Genomic DNA, 17,465 nt, shown 5'->3' on the forward strand with positions numbered 1-17,465 from the left:
CCTTGACGAGCCAGTCGCGGTAGTCGGACTGCCGCCAGGTACCGCCCTGCTTGCTCTTGAGCAGCATTTCCGCGGCGAAGATCAGCGGGAAAGCCCGGGTGCCCGGGTGCGCGAGGCGGTACGGCACCGCCGCGGCGGGCCGCGCATGCGGCGTGGAGTCCGGTCGGGGCGCGTGCCGTTGCGCGGTTTGAAGCCGGGGTGAAATCTGGAGAGGGGCACCGGCGTGGAAACCACCGGAGGGCCGATCGGTTTCCCCCGGGCCGCCCGCGCCGGGTCCGACGGCCCGCGGCCCGTTCCGGCGGTACGCGGCCGTCCTCATCACCTGGAGGTACTCGTGGACAGCCCCGACGGTTGGGGGGACGACGTCTACCAGCCCGATCCCTCGGAGGTCGCGGAGGACTCGGGAGTGCTCGACGTCGAGGACACACTGGACTTCGACGGCGTCAGCGACCCGCTCGACCGCGGCTGGTCCCCTCCGGAACGGCCGTGGGCGGTGGATCACGTCGGTGTGACGGCGGCCGAGCGATACGAGGGCGTGTCCCTCGACCGGCGGCTCGCCGAGGAGATGCCCGACCCGGCCCCACCCGGCGGCGACGGCATCGGTGACTGCGACGGCACCGACGGCGAACCCCTCGACAACGAGGTCGGCCATCAGCGCTCCGGCCGCCTCGTGGCACCCGACGAAGGGGCACACGAGGACGAGGAGGCCGCGCTGGTCGCCACCGACGTCGGCATCGACGGTGCCGCCGCCGCCGCGGAGGAGGCCGCGATGCACATCGTCGACGGGGACTCCCTCTCCGGCTGACCCGCTCGTTCCCTGCCCGACCGCCGTGCACGAGGAGGCGCCATGCAGCAGGACAAGCACCCCGACTACCACCCCGTGGTCTTCCGCGACCGCTCCGCGGGCTACGCCTTCCTCACCCGGTCCACCGCGCAGAGCGAGCAGACCATCGAGTGGGACGACGGCCGGAGCTATCCGGTGATCGACGTGGAGATCTCCTCCGAGAGCCACCCGTTCTACACGGGCAAGGCCCGCACGGTGGACACCGAGGGGCGCGTCGCCCGCTTCGAGCGCCGGTACGGCGGTACGGAGTCGGGCGAGGCCACCTGAGGAGAAGCCCCGGCCCGGGCGCCGCACGCCGAAGCGGGACGGGCACCGCCGGGCGACGGAGCAGGACGGGCGGCGCCGCGCGCCGGAGCGGAGTGGACACCACCGTGCGCCTGAGCGGGGTGGGGGCCGGCGTGCGCCGGAACCGGGTGGGCGCCGCTCAGGACGTGCCCTGAGCGGGCGACGCGCCCCCGGTGCCGGGCGGCCCGGCCGGATCGCCCCCAGTGCCGGGCGGGCGGCCCGGATCAGATCACGTTGAGCGCCGCCGCGCAGCCCCAGCCCCCGAGCAGCATGAACACCGGCATCAGCACCTTCAGCTCCACCCAGCTGCCGGCCCGGAAGCGCATCGGCTTCGGCGGCCCCAGCGGGTACCAGCGCTTGCGGCCGAGCGGGATCGGCCACAGGATCGGGCAGCCGGAGACGGTCAGCGCGTCCCCGATGTCGTGCACCAGCGCGCCGAGCACGACCGGCAGCCCCAGCCACAGGTACTGCTGTCCGGGCGCCGTGAACAGCCAGTCCGAGCCGTTGCCGGGCTTGTCCAGCATCCCCGCGAGGATCCACGCGCTCGTCGCCGCCAGCAGCCAGACCAGCACATCGCTGCTGGAGCCGCGCGCCGCCCGCCACAGCAGGCCCTCGATCGCGAGCACCATGTGCACGAACAAGATCGCCAGCACCGCCCAGCGACCACCCGAGATCGCCGCGCCCGAGCAGCCGGCGCCGATCACGACCGCCCAGAGCCAGGTGTGCGTCAGGGTCCGGTGGCCTCCCGACCGGCGCGGGTCCCCCTGCTTCCTGGTCGCCTTGTAGACGGCGTACGACAGCTTGTCGACGATCTCGCAGATCCAGCGGGAGAGCGGCCCGAAGGCGCGGGAGATGGTGGCCGCCTTGTGGTCCAGGTCCGGGGCGAGCGCGGCGCCGGCACAGATCAGGGAGCCGGCCAGGAGGACCGGCCAGGGCATCGGATGCCCTGCCGCGGCGGCGGCTGCCCCCACGCCCAGCCAGGCCGCGGCCCCGGACAGTGAGTGTGCTGGTCCCATCATGGCCGCTTCCCGCCCCATTCCTCGTGTACCGCTGTCCAGTTGACCTGGTGCGCCGACGTTGCGCCGGCGACACAGCGTATCGGTCATGATCTTCGTACTCGCAGCCGATTCCCCTCCGGGGGAGAAGGGCAGGCAAGATGGGGGCGTGACCCTCATCGATCAGCTCCCACCGACCGCCGACCCCGACGCCCTGTACGAAGCCTTCGAGTCGTGGGCGCAGGAGCGCGGCCTCACCCTCTACCCCCACCAGGAGGAGGCGCTGATCGAGGTGGTCTCCGGGGCGAACGTGATCGTCTCGACGCCCACCGGGTCCGGCAAGAGCATGATCGCCGCCGGTGCGCACTTCGCCGCGCTGGCGCGGGACGAGGTCACCTTCTACACGGCCCCGATCAAGGCGCTGGTGTCAGAGAAGTTCTTCGAGCTGTGCAAGATCTTCGGCACCGAGAACGTCGGCATGCTGACCGGCGACGCCTCCGTTAACGCCGACGCGCCGGTGATCTGCTGCACCGCCGAGGTGCTGGCCTCGATCGCGCTGCGCGACGGCAAGCACGCCGACGTCGGCCAGGTCGTGATGGACGAGTTCCACTTCTACGCCGAGGGCGACCGCGGCTGGGCCTGGCAGATCCCGCTGCTGGAACTGCCCCAGGCGCAGTTCATCCTGATGTCGGCCACCTTGGGCGATGTCTCCTTCTTCGAGAAGGACCTCGAACGCCGGACCGGCCGCCCCACCTCGGTGGTCCGCTCCGCGACCCGCCCGGTCCCCCTCTCCTACGAGTACAGGCTGACTCCGCTCACCGAGACGCTGACCGAACTGCTGGCGACGAAGCAGGCGCCCGTCTACATCGTGCACTTCACACAGGCCCAGGCCGTGGAGCGGGCGCAGGCGCTGATGAGCATCAACATGTGTTCGCGCGAGGAGAAGGACCAGATCGCCGAGCTGATCGGCAACTTCCGCTTCACCACCAAGTTCGGCCGCAACCTCTCCCGTTACGTCCGGCACGGGATCGGCGTCCACCACGCCGGCATGCTGCCCAAATACCGGCGTCTGGTGGAGAAGCTCGCCCAGGCCGGCCTGCTGAAGGTCATCTGCGGCACGGACACCCTCGGTGTGGGTGTCAACGTGCCCATCAGGACGGTGCTGTTCACGGCCCTGACCAAGTACGACGGCACTCGCGTGCGGACCCTGCGGGCCCGTGAGTTCCACCAGATCGCGGGCCGCGCCGGCCGGGCGGGCTTCGACACCGCCGGACTCGTCGTGGCGCAGGCGCCGGAGCACGTCATCGAGAACGAGAAGGCCCTGGCCAAGGCGGGCGACGACCCGAAGAAGCGCCGCAAGGTGGTGCGCAAGAAGGCGCCGGAGGGCTTCGTCGGCTGGACGGACAACACCTTCGAGAAGCTGATCGCGTCGGACCCGGAGCCGCTCACCTCGCGATTCCGGGTCACGCACACGATGCTGCTGTCGGTGATCGCCCGTCCGGGCAACGCCTTCGAGGCGATGCGCCACCTCCTGGAGGACAACCACGAGCCGCGCAGGCAGCAGCTGCGGCACATCCGGCGGGCCATCGCGATCTACCGCTCGCTGCTCGACGGCGGGATCGTGGAGAAGCTCGACGAGCCGGACGCCGAGGGCCGTATCGTCCGGCTCACGGTCGACCTCCAGCAGGACTTCGCGCTCAACCAGCCGCTGTCCACGTTCGCGCTCGCCTCGTTCGAACTCCTCGACCCCGAATCGCCGTCCTACGCCCTCGACATGGTCTCCGTGGTCGAGTCCACCCTGGACGACCCGCGGCAGATCCTCGCCGCCCAGCAGAACAAGGTGCGCGGCGAGGCCGTCGCGGCGATGAAGGCGGACGGCGTCGAGTACGAGGAGCGCATGGAGCGCCTCCAGGACATCACCTACCCGAAGCCGCTGGAGGAGCTGCTCTTCCACGCGTACAACACCTACCGCAAGAGTCACCCGTGGGTCGGCGACCATCCGCTGTCGCCGAAGTCGGTCGTCCGGGACATGTACGAACGGGCCATGTCCTTCACGGAGCTGGTGTCCTACTACGAGCTGGCGCGCACCGAGGGCATCGTGCTGCGCTACCTCGCCAGTGCGTTCAAGACCCTGGACCACACCATCCCGGACGACCTGAAGTCCGAGGACCTGCAGGACCTCATCGAGTGGCTCGGCGAGATGGTCCGGCAGGTCGACTCCAGCCTGCTGGACGAGTGGGAGCAGCTCGCCAACCCCGAGGAGATGACGGCCGAGGAGGCCCGGGAGAAGGCCGACGAGGTCAAGCCGGTCACCACCAACGCGCGTGCCTTCCGGGTCCTCGTCCGCAACGCGATGTTCCGCCGCGTGGAGCTGGCCGCGCTGGACCAGGTCGAGGAACTGGGCGAGATGGACGCCGAGTCCGGCTGGGACGCCGACGCGTGGGGTGAGGCGATGGACAAGTACTGGGACGAGTACGACGACCTCGGCACCGGTCCCGACGCCCGCGGCCCCAAGCTGCTGGTCATCAAGGAGGAGCCGGAGAACGGCCTCTGGCGCGTCCGCCAGATCTTCGACGACCCGGGCGGCGACCACGACTGGGGCATCAGCGCGGAGATCGACCTCGCCGCCTCGGACGCCGAGGGCCGTGCGGTCGTCCGCGTCACCGCCGTCGGCCAGCTGTGAACACAGGAGAATCCCACCGATGACGAACCCGGCCGAGAAACTGGTCGACCTGCTCGACCTGGAGCAGATCGAGGTCAACATCTTTCGTGGCCGAAGCCCCGAGGAGTCCTTGCAGCGGGTCTTCGGCGGCCAGGTCGCGGGCCAGGCGCTGGTCGCCGCCGGACGCACCACGGAGGGCGACCGCCCGGTGCACTCGCTGCACGCGTACTTCCTGCGCCCCGGGCGTCCCGGCGTGCCGATCGTGTACCAGGTCGAGCGGGTCCGTGACGGCCGGTCGTTCACGACCCGCCGGGTCACGGCCGTGCAGCAGGGCCGCACGATCTTCAATCTGACCGCCTCCTTTCACAAGCCTGAGGAAGGACCTTTCGAGCACCAGCTGCCGCCGGCCCGTGAGGTGCCGGACCCGGAGTCGCTGCCGACGGTGACCGAGGAGATCCGCAAGCATCTGGGCACGCTGCCGGAGCAGTTGGAGCGGATGGCGCGCCGCCAGCCCTTCGACATCCGGTACGCGGACCGGCTGCGCTGGACCCCCGAGGAGATAGCGGACGCCGAGCCGCGCAGCGCCGTGTGGATGCGGGCGGTCGGACCGCTCGGCGACGATCCGCTGGTCCACACCTGCGCGCTGACCTACGCCAGCGACATGACGCTCCTGGACGCTGTGCGCCTCCCGATCGAACCCCTCTGGGGTGCGCGGAACTTCGACATGGCATCGCTGGACCACGCCATGTGGTTCCACCGGCCGTTCCGCGCGGACGAGTGGTTCCTGTACGACCAGGAGTCGCCGATCGCCACCGGCGGGCGCGGTCTGGCCCGCGGGCGCATCTACGACCTGCAGGGGCGTCTGCTCGTCTCGGTCGTCCAGGAAGGGCTCTTCAGAACCCTGTAGGGGATGCCGGGGGCGCAGGTTCGCACGGACTCAGACCCGCGCCCGGCCGTGGGCTTCTGCGGCGCAGCCACGCCCGCATCCCGCGTGCCGGCCGCGACGGGTCCTGTCCGGGGCCGGCGTTGTGTGCCGTGGAGGGCGGTGCCGGGCGCCGGCCCGGCTCCGTCGCACGTGTGAGGGTGCGTGCCAGTGGCGCGATCGGCCGTGCCGCCCTGCGCACCGCCGGTCCGGCGCGGCGGACAGCCGGTCGCGGGGCGGCGGTGAGCGTACGGGCCTCCTCGATGGCGTGGTCCAGCTCGCCGCGCAGCCACTCGATCTCGTCCCCGTCGTGCGCGGTCATGATCCGCTCGGCAAGGTGAGCGGATGCCGACCCGGGCGCCCCGTGACCGGGTGGTGGGGGCCGGAACCGGCTCAGGTGGGCGCGCTCGTACGGATCCCTGACGATGTCGGCGATCTCGACGGGCTCGAGGAAGGCGGCCAGGGCTCCGGCTCGGGCCCAGGGCCCCTCGGCCTGCCGCAGCAGGAATCCGAGGTGCCGTCCGCGCCAGTTGCGGGCGCGTAGGTCCACTCCCGCCTCCAGCTGGCCCCGCAGAGTCCCCGGCGTACGCCCTTTGAGCAGATGGGCGTTGCCGGCGGCCGCGGTGAAGTCGTGCAGCTCTTCCGCCAGATAGAGCCAGACCACGGCTCGGTACCGGTTCAGATACCACTTCACGGGCACGATCAGGCCCAGACGCGCGAGCCGGGTGAAGCGGCCGGCCGGGATGTCCATGAGTGCGGCGCCCTCCACGGTCCCGACGACCCGCACCCGGTCCCGGAGGGACTCGGGGAAGCCGTCCTGGGCGCGGAGCCGGTCGATCTCCGCGCGCTCCACCCGCCGGCCTCCTCTCCCGCCCTCGTCGGGCACGGTCCGGATGCGGCCGAGCTGCACGGCGAGGTCGAACTCTGCTCGCCTCAGCTCCAGTTCACGAGCGGCTCGCCCCGGGGCGCAGGTGAGGGGGCGGGGTGGTCCGAAGGTGCTTGCCGACATGGTCGTAACTCCCCCGTGGAGTCGGTAGCTGACGCCCTGTGCGTCCGCCGTGCACCCACCGTAGCCAAAGTCGCGCAGCTCGTGGTCGGCCTGTGGACAACTCCACCGTACGCCCGAAGATCGCGGGAGAATCGCAGGTCAGAGGTCTGCCGAGGGGGACCGTTCGGGTTGTCTGGCATCGACGCCGAGGTGTTCGCCGACACGATTGACCAGCAGGGTCATCTCGTAGGCGATCTGCCCGATGTCGGCTTCCGCCCCGCTGAACACGCACAGACAGCTACCGGCGCCCGCCGCGGTCACGAACAGCACGGCGTCGTCGTACTCGATCATGGTCTGGCGGACTCTGCCCGCCCCGAAGTGGCGCCCCGACCCCTTGGCCAGGCTGTGCAGTCCGGACGCCACGGCTGCCAGATGCTCGGCGTCCTCCCGACGCAGGCCCGTGCTCGCACCCGTGACCAAGCCGTCGTTGGACAGCACCAGCGCGTGCCGCACGTGGTCCACCCGCTCGGTCAGGTCGTCCAGGAGCCACCCGAGTCCCTGGTTCTGCGCCATGTCCGTCTCCCCGTGTGACGTCTCCCCCTGACGGGAGTAACTCTCCGCCAGCCTTCCCCACCACCGGCGTCCGGGCAAGCAGGATGGGTGCATGGCAGACAAAATGACCGATGAGGAATGGCGGGCGTTCGTCTCGGAGGGCACCCGCACCGGCAAGTTGTCCACCGTTCGCGCTGATGGGAGCCCTCATGTGGCGCCGATCTGGTTTCTGCTGGAGGGGGACGAACTGGTCTTCAACACCGGCAGGGACACGGTGAAAGGGCGCAATCTGGCCCGTGACGGGCGGGTCGCGTTGTGCGTGGACGACGACCGGCCGCCGTTCCACTTCGTGGTCCTGAACGGTCGCGCGCGGCTGTCGGAGGACCTGGACGAGGTGCGCCGGTGGGCCACCCGGATCGCCGCACGGTACATGGGCGAGGACCGTGCCGAGGAGTTCGGCGCCCGCAACGGCGTTCCGGGTGAGCTGCTGGTGCGCGTGACCATCGACAAGGTGGTGGCGGTGAAGGATCTGGCGGCCTGAGCGGCCCGGTCAGCCGACCGAGTCGAGGAGCCGGGCGGTGTGCATCCGCCCGGCGTACTCGATGAGCCGGATCAGCACCTCCTTGCCGGAGTCACGGTCGCGCGCGTCGCACAGGACCACCGGTGTACCGCGGTCCAGGTCGAGTGCCTTCGAGACGTCGTGGGCGCCGTAGCCGCGGGCGCCCGCGAAGCAGTTGACGGCCACCACGAACGGGATGTGCCGGTGCTCGAAGTAGTCGACGGCGGGAAAGCAGTCCTGCAGGCGCCGGGTGTCGGCGAGGACGACCGCACCGAGCGCGCCCTGGGACAACTCGTCCCACAGGAACCAGAAGCGGTCCTGTCCCGGCGTACCGAACAGGTACAGGGACAGGCCCGATCGGATGGTGATGCGCCCGAAGTCCATGGCGACGGTCGTGGTGACCTTCCGGTCCACGCCGTCGGTGTCGTCCACCAGTTGGCCGGCCTCGCTGAGCACTTCCTCGGTGCGCAGGGGCCGGATCTCGCTCACCGCCCCGACCAGGGTCGTCTTGCCGACCCCGAATCCGCCGGCGACCAGTATCTTCAGCGCCAGGGCGGAGGTGTCGCCGACGGCGTCGGAGTGCTCGGAGACCATGATCACTTCTCTCGGGAGGGCCGGCTGCGGACGACGTGGGCGTGCTGCGGAGACGAAGCCAGCATCATGGCAACCGGACCACGGCTTCGGGCGGTCGGACCGGAATGCACCTGATGTGACCGACTCGCGCCCGGTCGGTTGCGCAACCCGTACGGTTCGGGATGCCGTGGGAGGCGCGGCGGATTGCGAACGTTCATCTACAGCGCTCGCAGTCCCGCGATGACCTCGCGCAGGATCCGTTCGTCGGGCAGGCGCGCCGGGGGGACGGGAAGGCTGATGCTGACGCAGCCCAGTTCGAGGAGGTCCCCGAGGAGCACCCTGACCACGCCCACGGGCAGGTCGGCGTCCGCGGCGAGTTCCGCGACGGACTGCGTTTCCGTGCGGCACAGCTCGAGCAGGGTCCGGTGTTCGGGGCCGAGCGCGGTGTCGCCGGCCTTCGGACCGCCGGGGTCGAGAGTGACGAGCGCGATGAGGTCCAGGCGCACGCCGGTGGGGCCGGCCTGGGTGCGACCGCCCGTCATGGCGTACGGGCGGACCAGAGGGCCGGCCTCGCCGTCGTACCACTGGCTGCCCGGCTCCCACGGTCCGCCGGTCGGGGTCTCGCTCATCGCTGCCGCCTTCGCCGGCTCATCCGGCGGCCGGTGGCCGGGTCGAGAGGCGCGGCGCCGTGTAGAGGTGCTCGCCCACCCGCTTGACCAGGCGCGCCATCTCGTAGGCCACCAGGCCGACATCGGCGGTGACCGCGGTCAGGACGGCGAGGCAGGAACCGTCGCCGGCGGCGGCCACGAAGAGGAACGCGTCGTCCATCTCGACCATGGTCTGGCGCACACCGCCCCCCCCGAAGTGCCGCCCCGCGCCCTTGGCCAGGCTGTTGAAGCCGGAGGCGACGGCCGCGAGGTGTTCGGCGTCCGCCCGGGACAGATCGGTGGAGGCGCCGACGGCCAGGCCGTCGTTGGACAGTACGACGGCGTGCCGCACCTCGTGCACGCGCGTGACCAAGTCGTCCAGCAGCCAGTCCAGTTCGCCGGATCGCCGACCGGCACTCGGGTTCGGGTCCTGCATCATGCCGGGTCTCCTTCGCTGCTGTGAGTGCCCATGTCGCCGTCCGGCCGGCCGCCGCGGCCCGGTGCCCGGCCACCGCCGCGCGTCCATCCGTCGCGGTAGGCCGTCATGCGTGCGCGTACGAGTTCGGGGGTGCGCCGGTCGTCGGCACGCCGTTGCGGAGCGGGCTCCGGCTCTTCGGTGCGCTGTCGGCGTAGTTGCGGGGCGAGGCTGGCCTGGCGCACCCGGCGCGGCAGGTCGTCGGAGGGTTCGGAGCCGCTGGGGGGACGGTGCGGCCTCAATGTGGTGACTCCGGGGGGCGGGGCGTCGATCGACGTGCCGTGCGGGACGGGCTCGGGTGCGGTGTGTTGAGGGCCCGGGGTGGTGGCCGGGAAGGAGGGCCGGTCCGAGAGGGCGGGCCGGTCCGGCGGGGACTGCCGGGTGGACAGGGAGGGCCGGTTCGGCTGTGGGGCGACGGCTTCCCGAGGCACGGCGACGGGCGCCGGCGGCCCGGGGACGGATTCCGGCGGTGTGGCGACGGACCGCGGCGGTGCGGCCTCGCCGGGCACGCGCGCGTAGACGCCTTCCTGTTCGCAGGGGGCCTGTTCGTCCCGTCGGGAAGGACGTTGCGCCGGGCCGCTGTGCAGCAGAGCGGTCGGCACCAGGATGACGGCGGTGGTGCCTCCGTAGGGAGAGGTCCGCAGATGCACCTTGATGTCGTGCCGGGAGGCGAGCCTGCTGACCACGAAGAGGCCGAGCCGGTCGCTGTCGAGGAGGTCGAGGGTCTCGGACTGCTCGATGCGCCGGTTGGCCTCGGCGAGGGTTCCGGCACCCATGCCGAGTCCCCGGTCCTCGATCTCCAGGACGTAGCCGTTGCCGACGGGCTCACCGGTGACGCCCACGCGCGTGTGGGGTGGCGAGAACTGGGCCGCGTTCTCGACCAGTTCGGCGAGCAGGTGGGTGAGGTCGGCGACCGCCGCCCCGATGACGTGCGCCTCGGGGAGCTGCCGCACCTCCACGCGTGCGTAGTCCTCGATCTCCGACACGGCGGCGCGCACGACGTTCGTCAGGGACACCGGCAGGCGCCAGGCCCGGCCGGGGGCCGAGCCGGAGAGGATGATGAGGCTCTCGGCGTGGCGGCGCATCCGGGTGGTGAGGTGGTCCAGCCGGAAAAGGTCGCTCAGTTCGTCGGGGTCGTCGGAGCGCCGTTCCATGCTGTCCAGCAGGCTGAGCTGGCGGTGGACCAGCACCTGGCTGCGGCGGGCCAGATTGACGAAAACCCCGGAGATGCCGCTTGCCAGTTCCGCGCGCTCCACGGCGGCACTCAGGGCGGCGCGGTGCACGGTGGTCAGGGCTTCCGCGACCTGGCCGGCCTCGTCCTCGGCGGGCGGGCCCGCAGGTGCCTCGGCCCGGATGTCGATCTCCTCGCCCGCGCGCAGCCTCCGCATCGCTTCGGGGAGTTTGCGCCGGGCGATCTCCAGGGCGTCGTTGCGCAGGCTGACGAGTTCGACCACGAGTGCACGGCCGATGCGTACGGAGATGACGAGCGAGGCGGCGACCGCGGCGAGTCCGAGGAGCACGGCGGCACCCTCGCTGCTGAACAGACCACGCTTCACCGGGTCGGCACGGCCGGCGACGGCACGGCCGGTGGCCGCCTCGATGGTTCGCATTCCGTCCTGTACGCGCGCGTGTGCGGTGCCCCAGGCGGCCGGCGGCGCGGCCTCGGTGGGCTTGGCGGCGAGCATCTCGTCCTCTGCCGCGCCGAGCGTGCCGTAGGGGCGGCCTGCGGCCAGCGCGTGCCAGGCGGCACGCTGTGCGGCGGGCAGATCGGCGACGGCCGTCTCGGTCAGGGCGCGGCGGGTGGCGACGGCGGAGGCGAACAGCCGAAGCCGCTCGCCCCGCAGGCCGGCGGTCCGCGCACCGCCGACCACGGCGTCCTCCTGGGCGAGCGCCTCGCCGGCCCGCGCGAATTCGAGCAGCACGCGTGCGTCGGAGGCCATATCGGCCTGCTGGACGCCACTGAGGGCGCCGTCCACGGCGAAGGCACCCCTGATCGCCCGCGTGTACTGCGTGTACGCCATGTCCCAGCCTGCTTTGCGGCCGAGTACGGCCGTCCGCAGCGAGCGCAGGCGTTCGGCGCCGGTGACGAAGGCGTCGAGGCGCGCCGAGACACCGGTGGGCAGTTCCTGGCTGTCGGCGACCGTACTGTCGTCGCCGAGCCGCAGTGCGGCCACCGCCCGGTCGGTACGGTCCGCCAGGCGTTCGAGGTCGCCGCGGTCCACGGTGCCCGGAGCGCCGGCGTAGCGCACGGCCGCACCGCGTTCGGCCTGCAGCGCGGCCACGGCCGTGGCCACCGGAGTGCGCAGTTCCGCTTCGATCCGCTGGGACTGGCGCAGCCGGGCGATGTCCTGCGCGGTGCTGACGGTGGCGTAGGCCCACAGGGCGAGCAGTGAGACGACGGGCACCATCAGCAGGCTGACGACCTTGGCGCGCACCGTACGGGGGCGCAGCCGCCGACGTCTGCCCGGCGTTCGTGCCGTGGTCTGCGGTATGCCGTGGGGGCCGTCCGTGCCTTCCTGCGCCGGGGGTCCCGCGTGGGCGCGGCGGCCGCGCGGATGCCGGGCCGGGGAGCCGGTCTTCTCGGGTGTGCGGGGTGGGCGCATGGCCTCCTCGTTCGGGACGTGGGCGGGACGCTCGGGCCTGCTGCCGCCTGGTCGGCTGCGGCTAGCGGGCGAGGCTGTCGACGGGGCGCTGGGCGGAGACGGACGCCTCGCGCTCGTCGGCCGTGGGTGAGAGGGCGACGAAGGCCGCGGTGATGAACAGGTAGGAGCCGAGGCTCACGGCGAGGGGGAAGATGAACTGCATCGCCGTGGCTCCGGAGAGGGCTTCGCCGGACGGGTCCACACGCACGCTCACCGCGAACATCCCGGTGTAGTGCATGCTGCTGACGGCCGCGCCCATGCCCAGGGAGGCGACGGTGACGGCGAGGGGGGACTTGATGTTGAGTCCCGCCCACAGGGCGGCCGTCGCGGCCACCACCGCGATCGCCACCGACACTCCGACGAGGACGGGGTCGTAGCGGACCTGGCCGTGCAGCCGGACGGCCGCCATGCCCAGGTAGTGCATGCTGGCGACGCCGAGCCCGGTGGTGAGTCCGCCGAACAGCAGGGCCCGGTTGCGGTCGCGGCCGTAGCCGACGGCGAAGACGCCGGCGCAGACGACGACCATGGCGACGAGGAGGCTGAGGATGGTCAGCGGCACGTCGTAGCGGATGTCGGTGCCGCTGACGCGGAAGCCGAGCATGGCCACGAAGTGCATCGTCCAGATGCCCGTCCCGATCGCGGAGGCGGCGGTGACGAGCCAGTTGCGGCGCGAGCGGCCGGTGGTGGCCAGCGCGCGGACGGTGCAGCGCAGTCCCAGGGCGGCGCCCACACACGCCATCAGGTACGACAGCACGGGTGTCAGCCAGCCGAAGGCGGCGTGGTCCAGGTGTCCCATGGGCCCGGGACGTTAGCCGGGGCAGGGGCGCACAAAGGGGGCGCATTTCGAAAACTGATGGAATATGACATGGAGATGCGACGGAACGATCGCATCACGCTCGAACATGCGCGCAGAGACGTCCCCCGTGGCGGTGAGGAATCATGCGGGACATGAGCGACGACCACACACATGTCCAGGAGTTCTTCACCGCCCGGGCGGGCGACTGGGACAGCAGGTTCCCCGACGACGGTCCCGCGTACGCGGCCGCCGTGGCCGATCTCGGTCTGCGCGCGGGCGACCGGGTGCTGGACGCGGGCTGTGGAACGGGGCGCGCCCTGCCGCCCCTGCGTGCCGCCGTGGGTCCCTCGGGGGTGGTGCTGGGCGCCGACCTGACACCGGCGATGCTGAAGGCCGCCACGCGGGCGGGCCGGAACCGGGACGGGCGGCTGCTGCTCGCGGACGTGTCCGCGCTGCCGCTGCGGTCGTCGTCCCTGGACGCCGTCTTCGCGGCCGGTCTGATCGCACACCTGCCGCGTCCGGCGGACAATCTGCGCGAACTGGCCCGCGCGGTGCGGCCGGACGGCACACTCGCGCTGTTCCATCCCATCGGGCGGGCGGCGCTGGCAGCTCGTCAGGGCCGCCGGATCACGCCGGAGGACCTGCGGGCCGAGGCCAACCTGGGTCCGCTGCTGGCCCGCGCGGGCTGGCGCATGACGTCGTACACGGACACGGACACCCGCTTCCTCGCGCTCGCGGTACGGGAGAACTGACGGCCGGCGCGGGCCACGCCGTGTGAGCGACGGCTGCCGCCAAGACGTCGCAGTGCCGGACACGACGTCGTGCCCGGCGCCGGGACCCTCACGACCCGTAGGCCCGCGGCCTCCGGCCCCGAGCCGGGCCGAACTCGCCCGGCCGCGGGACACGTCCGCGTCGCTCGACGGGACAGGCCGCTGAGGCGTCCCGATGCGGGCCGGGCTGCCCGGCGGTCCACGCATCGGTCCCGGGAGCGCGAGGCGTCGCCTGTGGCTGTGGCCCGCGATCTTCTCGGGCGGACCTCGGCCCGACGGGAAATCGCTCGCCCGGCGTGGCCGATTCGCCCCCGTCCAGGCGGAAACCTGCAGCTCCGCGCGGTGTGCGGAGTCGTGACAAGGGCCTCCACCTCGCACTAGGGTGCGCGCCGATGGAAGAACCACTGGGGAGGCTGTGATGGCCGGGACAGACGACGAGGCCGTCGCCGCCGCGGACGATGCGCTGTATGTGCTGACGGCGGTACTGCTGACGCCTGCGCAGTTTCCGAGCGTGCTGGGCGACGACTACCCGGAGGCGTGTGCCGCGCTGGGATTGCCGCCGCGCGCCGACGGGTACGGCCTGGTACTGGGCCAGGACGGCGACGGTGCCCGCTGGACCGTCGTCATCGACGACGTCTCGCTGGTGGCGGTGGCGATCGCGTCCTGGGACTGCGGCATGGAGTACGAGCTGTCGCCGGACGAACGCGCGGTCGTGACCGCTCTGCCGGGCTGGCCCCTGGCCGTCGCGGTGGCGGCACCCGGCGTCCCCGCACCGCACGACCCCCCGCCCGAGATCGCGGACCGGCCCCCGCTCAGCCCACCGGACACCGGCTTCTGGGGGCCCGCCCAGCGGCGTCTCGGCGCCGACGAGATAGCACTGCAGTGGGCCGCGTGGCGGGAGCAGATCAACGACGCGGACTTCTCCGGGGCGGACGAGCAGACGCGGTCCGCGGACTCACAGGAGGCGTCGGGGCAGGGACCAGCGGGGTCCGGGTCCGCTGGGCCGGGATCGGTGGGATCGGCCGGGCCGGGATCGGCCGGGTCGGCGGAGCCGGAACCGGCAGGGCCGGCGGGATCCGTGGTGGCGGCCACGGACGAGGATCACTCACCTGAGGGCGCGCAGAAGGCATCGGTGAGCGGTCATCAGGGCGTTCGCCGGGTGCTCGCGGAGGCACGGGCCTACGTGACCTCACCGCCGCCGCTCGGGCGGGTGCGCTCGTCGTTCGCCCCGGGAGACGCCCGTACGCTGCGCGCCGACGGCCCGGGGTGGTCGATCGTGGCCCGCACCGACGACATCGCGTTCGTCCTGCTCGACGAGAAGCCCGGTGAGGTCCTGCCGATAGGCCGGGGCCCCGAGCTGCCGGGACTGCTGGAGGCGCTCGACAAACTGGCCGTGCGACCTATGTGAGCCGAGGCCGACTGGACCGGAAGCTCACGTGAGCCGAGGCCGACTGGCCCGGAAGCTCTCGTGAGCGGAGAGCCCTGGACCGCAGGCTCACGTGGGCCGAAGTCGGTGGGCCGCAAGCTCCCGTGGGCCGCGGTCGCGCATGCCACCTGGGGCCGGGCCCCCCTCAGCGCCCGAGTTCCTTGCGGCCGATTCGGCGCAGCCTGCGTCGCTGTGAGGGGTCCAGCGCCAGGTAGGCCGCCACCGGAACCCCCACCACGATCAGGAACGCCACCCACCAGGGCAGCCATATCAGCAGGATGAGCCCGATCGCCACGCCGCCCACGGCGACCTTCGCGTTGTTGGACATGAGCGTCCCTCCTTCACGGCCACTGCCGCTCTCTGCTCTGAAAACGGCCTCCCGCTTCCCTCGGTTCCAGGAGCCGACCCTGAGACAACCCTGAAGCGCCCCCCTAATGGTGTCACCGTCGCAGCCGCCGGCAGCCCGGCGCAGCGGAAACAGGCCGTGGGGACCAACCTGAACCTGACCCGCGCCGAGCACGTCGTGCACGACGACCGCTGGTGGAACCCGGCGGTCGAGGCGCAGGCCACCGACCGCGCGTACCACATCGGGCAGACCCGCCGGTGCAGGTCCACCGGCTGATCGCCGAGGGGACCCTGGAGGACCGCATCGCTCATGCTGGGCCGCAAACGCGAGATGGCCCACGCCGTGCTCGGCACCGGCGCCCCCCCGGCCGTGCGGGGCTGGTGGCGGCTGCCCGTGCTTGGCGGTTGGGAGCGGGCCGGCCCTCGCCGTACTCGACCAGGAATACCAGCCGTACTCGACGAGGAAAGGCAGGTGGCGGACGCGGCCCTGGTACGCGCGCGTGCGGCACTGGAAGGGGCCCGAGGCCGGCGAGAGGCCGCCGCCGCGCAGGAGCGGAAAACCGGTGGACCGTCCCCGGCCGAGGGGTTCAGCTGCGACTCGGCAGGGACGGCCGCTGGTGGCCGTACCGCGACGAGGACGGGTACTGGATCCCCACGGCCGGACCGGACGGCGACTCCGCGACCGCTCTGGACTCGACCGGGTTCGGCACGGACGCCGCTGTTCCGGAAGGGGCCTGAGGCAACCGCACCGTGATACGGAGGGTCGCACCGTACGAGGTGCGCACCGGCAGCCCGCGCGCGCGTGGAGGTCAGCCCCGCGCCGCCAGGAGGTGGTCCATCGCCAGCTGGTCGAGTCGCTCGAAGGCCATGCCCCGGGCGGCGGCCGCCTCCACGTCGAAGTCCTCGAAGGCCGAGCGGTCGGCGAGGAGGGCCCGAAGACCGTCGGCGGCGGTCGCCTGGGCCAGCTGGTCCAGCCGTGCGGCGCGCAGGGCCTCCTGGACCTCCGGGTCGGCGCGGAAGGCGGCCGCACGCTCCTTCAGGACGAGGTAGTTGCGCATGCAGCCGGCCGCCGACGCCCACACGCCGTCGAGATCCTCGGTGCGCGGCGGCTTGAAGTCGAAGTGGCGGGGCCCTTCGTACCCGGCGCTCTCCAGCAGGTCGACGAGCCAGAAGGCGGCCCTCAGATCACCGGCGCCGAACCGCAGGTCCTGGTCGTACTTGATGCCGGACTGGCCGTTGAGGTCGATGTGGAAGAGCTTGCCCGCCCACAGTGCCTGCGCGATGCCGTGCGGGAAGTTGAGCCCGGCCATCTGCTCGTGGCCGACCTCCGGGTTGACTCCGAACAGCTCGGGGCGCTCCAGACGCTCGATGAAGGCCAGCGCGTGGCCGACGGTGGGCAGCAGGATGTCGCCGCGAGGCTCGTTCGGCTTGGGCTCGATGGCGAAGCGGATGTCGTAGCCCTGCGTGGTGACGTACTCGCCGAGCAGGTCGAAGGCCTCCTTCATGCGGTCCAGGGCCGCGCGCACGTCCTTGGCGGCACCGGACTCGGCGCCCTCGCGACCGCCCCAGGCGACGTACGTCGTGGCTCCCAGCTCGGCCGCGAGGTCGATGTTGCGGATCGTCTTGCGCAGCGCGTAGCGGCGCACGTCGCGGTCGTTCGCGGTGAAGGCGCCGTCCTTGAAGACGGGGTGCGTGAAGAGGTTCGTGGTGGCCATCGGCACCTTCATGCCGGTGGCGTCCAGGGCCTGGCGGAACCGCTTGACGTGCGACTCACGCTCGGTGTCCGAGGAGCCGAAGGGGATCAGGTCGTCGTCGTGGAAGGTGACCCCGTGGGCACCCAGCTCCGCCAGGCGCCGCACCGTCTCGACCGGGTCGAGGGGGCGGCGGGTGGCGTCACCGAACGGGTCCCTTCCCTGCCAGCCGACGGTCCACAGGCCGAAGGTGAACTTGTCCGCGGGGGTGGGCTGGTGGTTCATACCGCTGC

General features: G+C 72.0%; 17 protein-coding genes and 1 pseudogene. 8 read left to right on the top strand and 10 right to left on the bottom strand.

Going from position 1 to position 17,465, the window contains the following annotated elements; genetic code table 11:
* Positions 1-334: 334 nt before the first annotated feature.
* Together ABVB68_RS34215 and ABVB68_RS34220 are read left to right on the top strand one after the other, a co-directional pair.
* Positions 335-805, top strand: coding sequence for a DUF5709 domain-containing protein (locus ABVB68_RS34215; protein WP_353605096.1), 471 nt, complete (start codon positions 335-337; stop codon positions 803-805).
* Between the two features lie 42 nt (positions 806-847).
* Complete coding sequence (locus ABVB68_RS34220) at positions 848-1,111, top strand: type B 50S ribosomal protein L31 (protein WP_353605097.1); 264 nt, start codon at positions 848-850, stop codon at positions 1,109-1,111.
* Positions 1,112-1,353: 242 nt separating this feature from the next.
* Here the strand turns inward: ABVB68_RS34220 and ABVB68_RS34225 are convergent, their stop codons facing one another.
* The gene (locus ABVB68_RS34225) at positions 1,354-2,148 is read right to left on the bottom strand and encodes a metal-dependent hydrolase (RefSeq protein ID WP_353605098.1); all 795 of its coding nucleotides are present in this window, start codon (positions 2,146-2,148) and stop codon (positions 1,354-1,356) included.
* A 145-nt stretch (positions 2,149-2,293) separates the two neighbouring features.
* On the opposite strand from ABVB68_RS34225, the gene ABVB68_RS34230 reads away from it, so the two are divergent.
* The gene (locus ABVB68_RS34230; RefSeq protein ID WP_353605099.1) at positions 2,294-4,807 is read left to right on the top strand and encodes a DEAD/DEAH box helicase; all 2,514 of its coding nucleotides are present in this window, start codon (positions 2,294-2,296) and stop codon (positions 4,805-4,807) included.
* Between the two features lie 19 nt (positions 4,808-4,826).
* The gene (locus ABVB68_RS34235) at positions 4,827-5,693 is read left to right on the top strand and encodes an acyl-CoA thioesterase (protein ID WP_353605100.1); all 867 of its coding nucleotides are present in this window, start codon (positions 4,827-4,829) and stop codon (positions 5,691-5,693) included.
* Here ABVB68_RS34235 and ABVB68_RS34240 read toward each other — a convergent pair.
* Together ABVB68_RS34240 and ABVB68_RS34245 are read right to left on the bottom strand one after the other, a co-directional pair.
* On the bottom strand, positions 5,680-6,717 hold the full coding sequence (locus ABVB68_RS34240; protein ID WP_353605101.1) for a DUF6397 family protein: 1,038 nt from the start codon (positions 6,715-6,717) through the stop codon (positions 5,680-5,682). The genes ABVB68_RS34235 and ABVB68_RS34240 overlap by 14 nt on opposite strands.
* Positions 6,718-6,855: 138 nt before the next feature.
* A complete protein-coding gene (locus tag ABVB68_RS34245; RefSeq protein ID WP_353605102.1) occupies positions 6,856-7,269 on the bottom strand; it encodes a roadblock/LC7 domain-containing protein in 414 nt (137 codons plus the stop codon).
* Positions 7,270-7,360: 91 nt separating this feature from the next.
* Between ABVB68_RS34245 and ABVB68_RS34250 the strand changes: the two genes are divergently transcribed.
* Entirely contained in the window at positions 7,361-7,789 is a 429-nt protein-coding gene (locus ABVB68_RS34250) for a PPOX class F420-dependent oxidoreductase (RefSeq protein ID WP_353605103.1), read from the top strand.
* A 9-nt stretch (positions 7,790-7,798) separates the two neighbouring features.
* On the opposite strand, the gene ABVB68_RS34255 is transcribed toward ABVB68_RS34250, so the two are convergent.
* The 5 genes from ABVB68_RS34255 to ABVB68_RS34275 all read right to left on the bottom strand — a co-directional run bounded on the left by ABVB68_RS34255 (position 7,799) and on the right by ABVB68_RS34275 (position 12,940).
* Positions 7,799-8,401, bottom strand: coding sequence for a GTP-binding protein (locus ABVB68_RS34255; protein ID WP_353605104.1), 603 nt, complete (start codon positions 8,399-8,401; stop codon positions 7,799-7,801).
* Positions 8,402-8,598: 197 nt separating this feature from the next.
* Positions 8,599-9,009 (bottom strand): DUF742 domain-containing protein, encoded by a 411-nt coding sequence (locus ABVB68_RS34260; RefSeq protein WP_353605105.1) that lies wholly within the window; start codon positions 9,007-9,009, stop codon positions 8,599-8,601.
* A gap of 19 nt (positions 9,010-9,028) precedes the next feature.
* A complete protein-coding gene (locus tag ABVB68_RS34265; protein ID WP_353605106.1) occupies positions 9,029-9,466 on the bottom strand; it encodes a roadblock/LC7 domain-containing protein in 438 nt (145 codons plus the stop codon).
* Positions 9,463-12,105 carry a sensor histidine kinase gene (locus ABVB68_RS34270; RefSeq protein WP_353605107.1) on the bottom strand — a complete coding sequence of 881 codons (2,643 nt, stop codon included), beginning with the start codon at positions 12,103-12,105 and terminating at the stop codon, positions 9,463-9,465. The genes ABVB68_RS34265 and ABVB68_RS34270 overlap by 4 nt, the downstream gene beginning before the upstream one ends.
* A 61-nt stretch (positions 12,106-12,166) precedes the next feature.
* On the bottom strand, positions 12,167-12,940 hold the full coding sequence (locus ABVB68_RS34275; protein ID WP_353605108.1) for an MHYT domain-containing protein: 774 nt from the start codon (positions 12,938-12,940) through the stop codon (positions 12,167-12,169).
* 152 nt (positions 12,941-13,092) lie between these two features.
* Here ABVB68_RS34275 and ABVB68_RS34280 point away from each other — a divergent pair, with 152 nt between their 5' ends.
* Both ABVB68_RS34280 and ABVB68_RS34285 read left to right on the top strand, forming a co-directional pair.
* The gene (locus ABVB68_RS34280; protein WP_353605109.1) at positions 13,093-13,692 is read left to right on the top strand and encodes a class I SAM-dependent methyltransferase; all 600 of its coding nucleotides are present in this window, start codon (positions 13,093-13,095) and stop codon (positions 13,690-13,692) included.
* A 436-nt stretch (positions 13,693-14,128) separates the two neighbouring features.
* Positions 14,129-15,118, top strand: a complete 990-nt coding sequence (locus ABVB68_RS34285) for a hypothetical protein (RefSeq protein WP_353605110.1) — start codon at positions 14,129-14,131, stop codon at positions 15,116-15,118.
* A 163-nt stretch (positions 15,119-15,281) separates the two neighbouring features.
* Here ABVB68_RS34285 and ABVB68_RS34290 read toward each other — a convergent pair whose 3' ends face one another.
* Positions 15,282-15,464 carry a tail-anchor membrane protein gene (locus tag ABVB68_RS34290; protein WP_353605111.1) on the bottom strand — a complete coding sequence of 61 codons (183 nt, stop codon included), beginning with the start codon at positions 15,462-15,464 and terminating at the stop codon, positions 15,282-15,284.
* Between the two features lie 150 nt (positions 15,465-15,614).
* Between ABVB68_RS34290 and ABVB68_RS34295 the strand changes: the two are divergent.
* Positions 15,615-15,839 (top strand): annotated as a pseudogene (locus ABVB68_RS34295) (hypothetical protein); the annotation flags it as partial.
* Positions 15,840-16,290: 451 nt separating this feature from the next.
* On the opposite strand, the gene xylA reads toward ABVB68_RS34295, so the two are convergent.
* Positions 16,291-17,457, bottom strand: a complete 1,167-nt coding sequence (gene xylA / locus ABVB68_RS34300; protein WP_353605112.1) for a xylose isomerase — start codon at positions 17,455-17,457, stop codon at positions 16,291-16,293.
* Between the last annotated feature and the right edge of the window lie 8 nt (positions 17,458-17,465).

It is taken from the genome of Streptomyces sp. NPDC096012 (assembly GCF_040426375.1).
Lineage (GTDB): Bacteria > Actinomycetota > Actinomycetes > Streptomycetales > Streptomycetaceae > Streptomyces.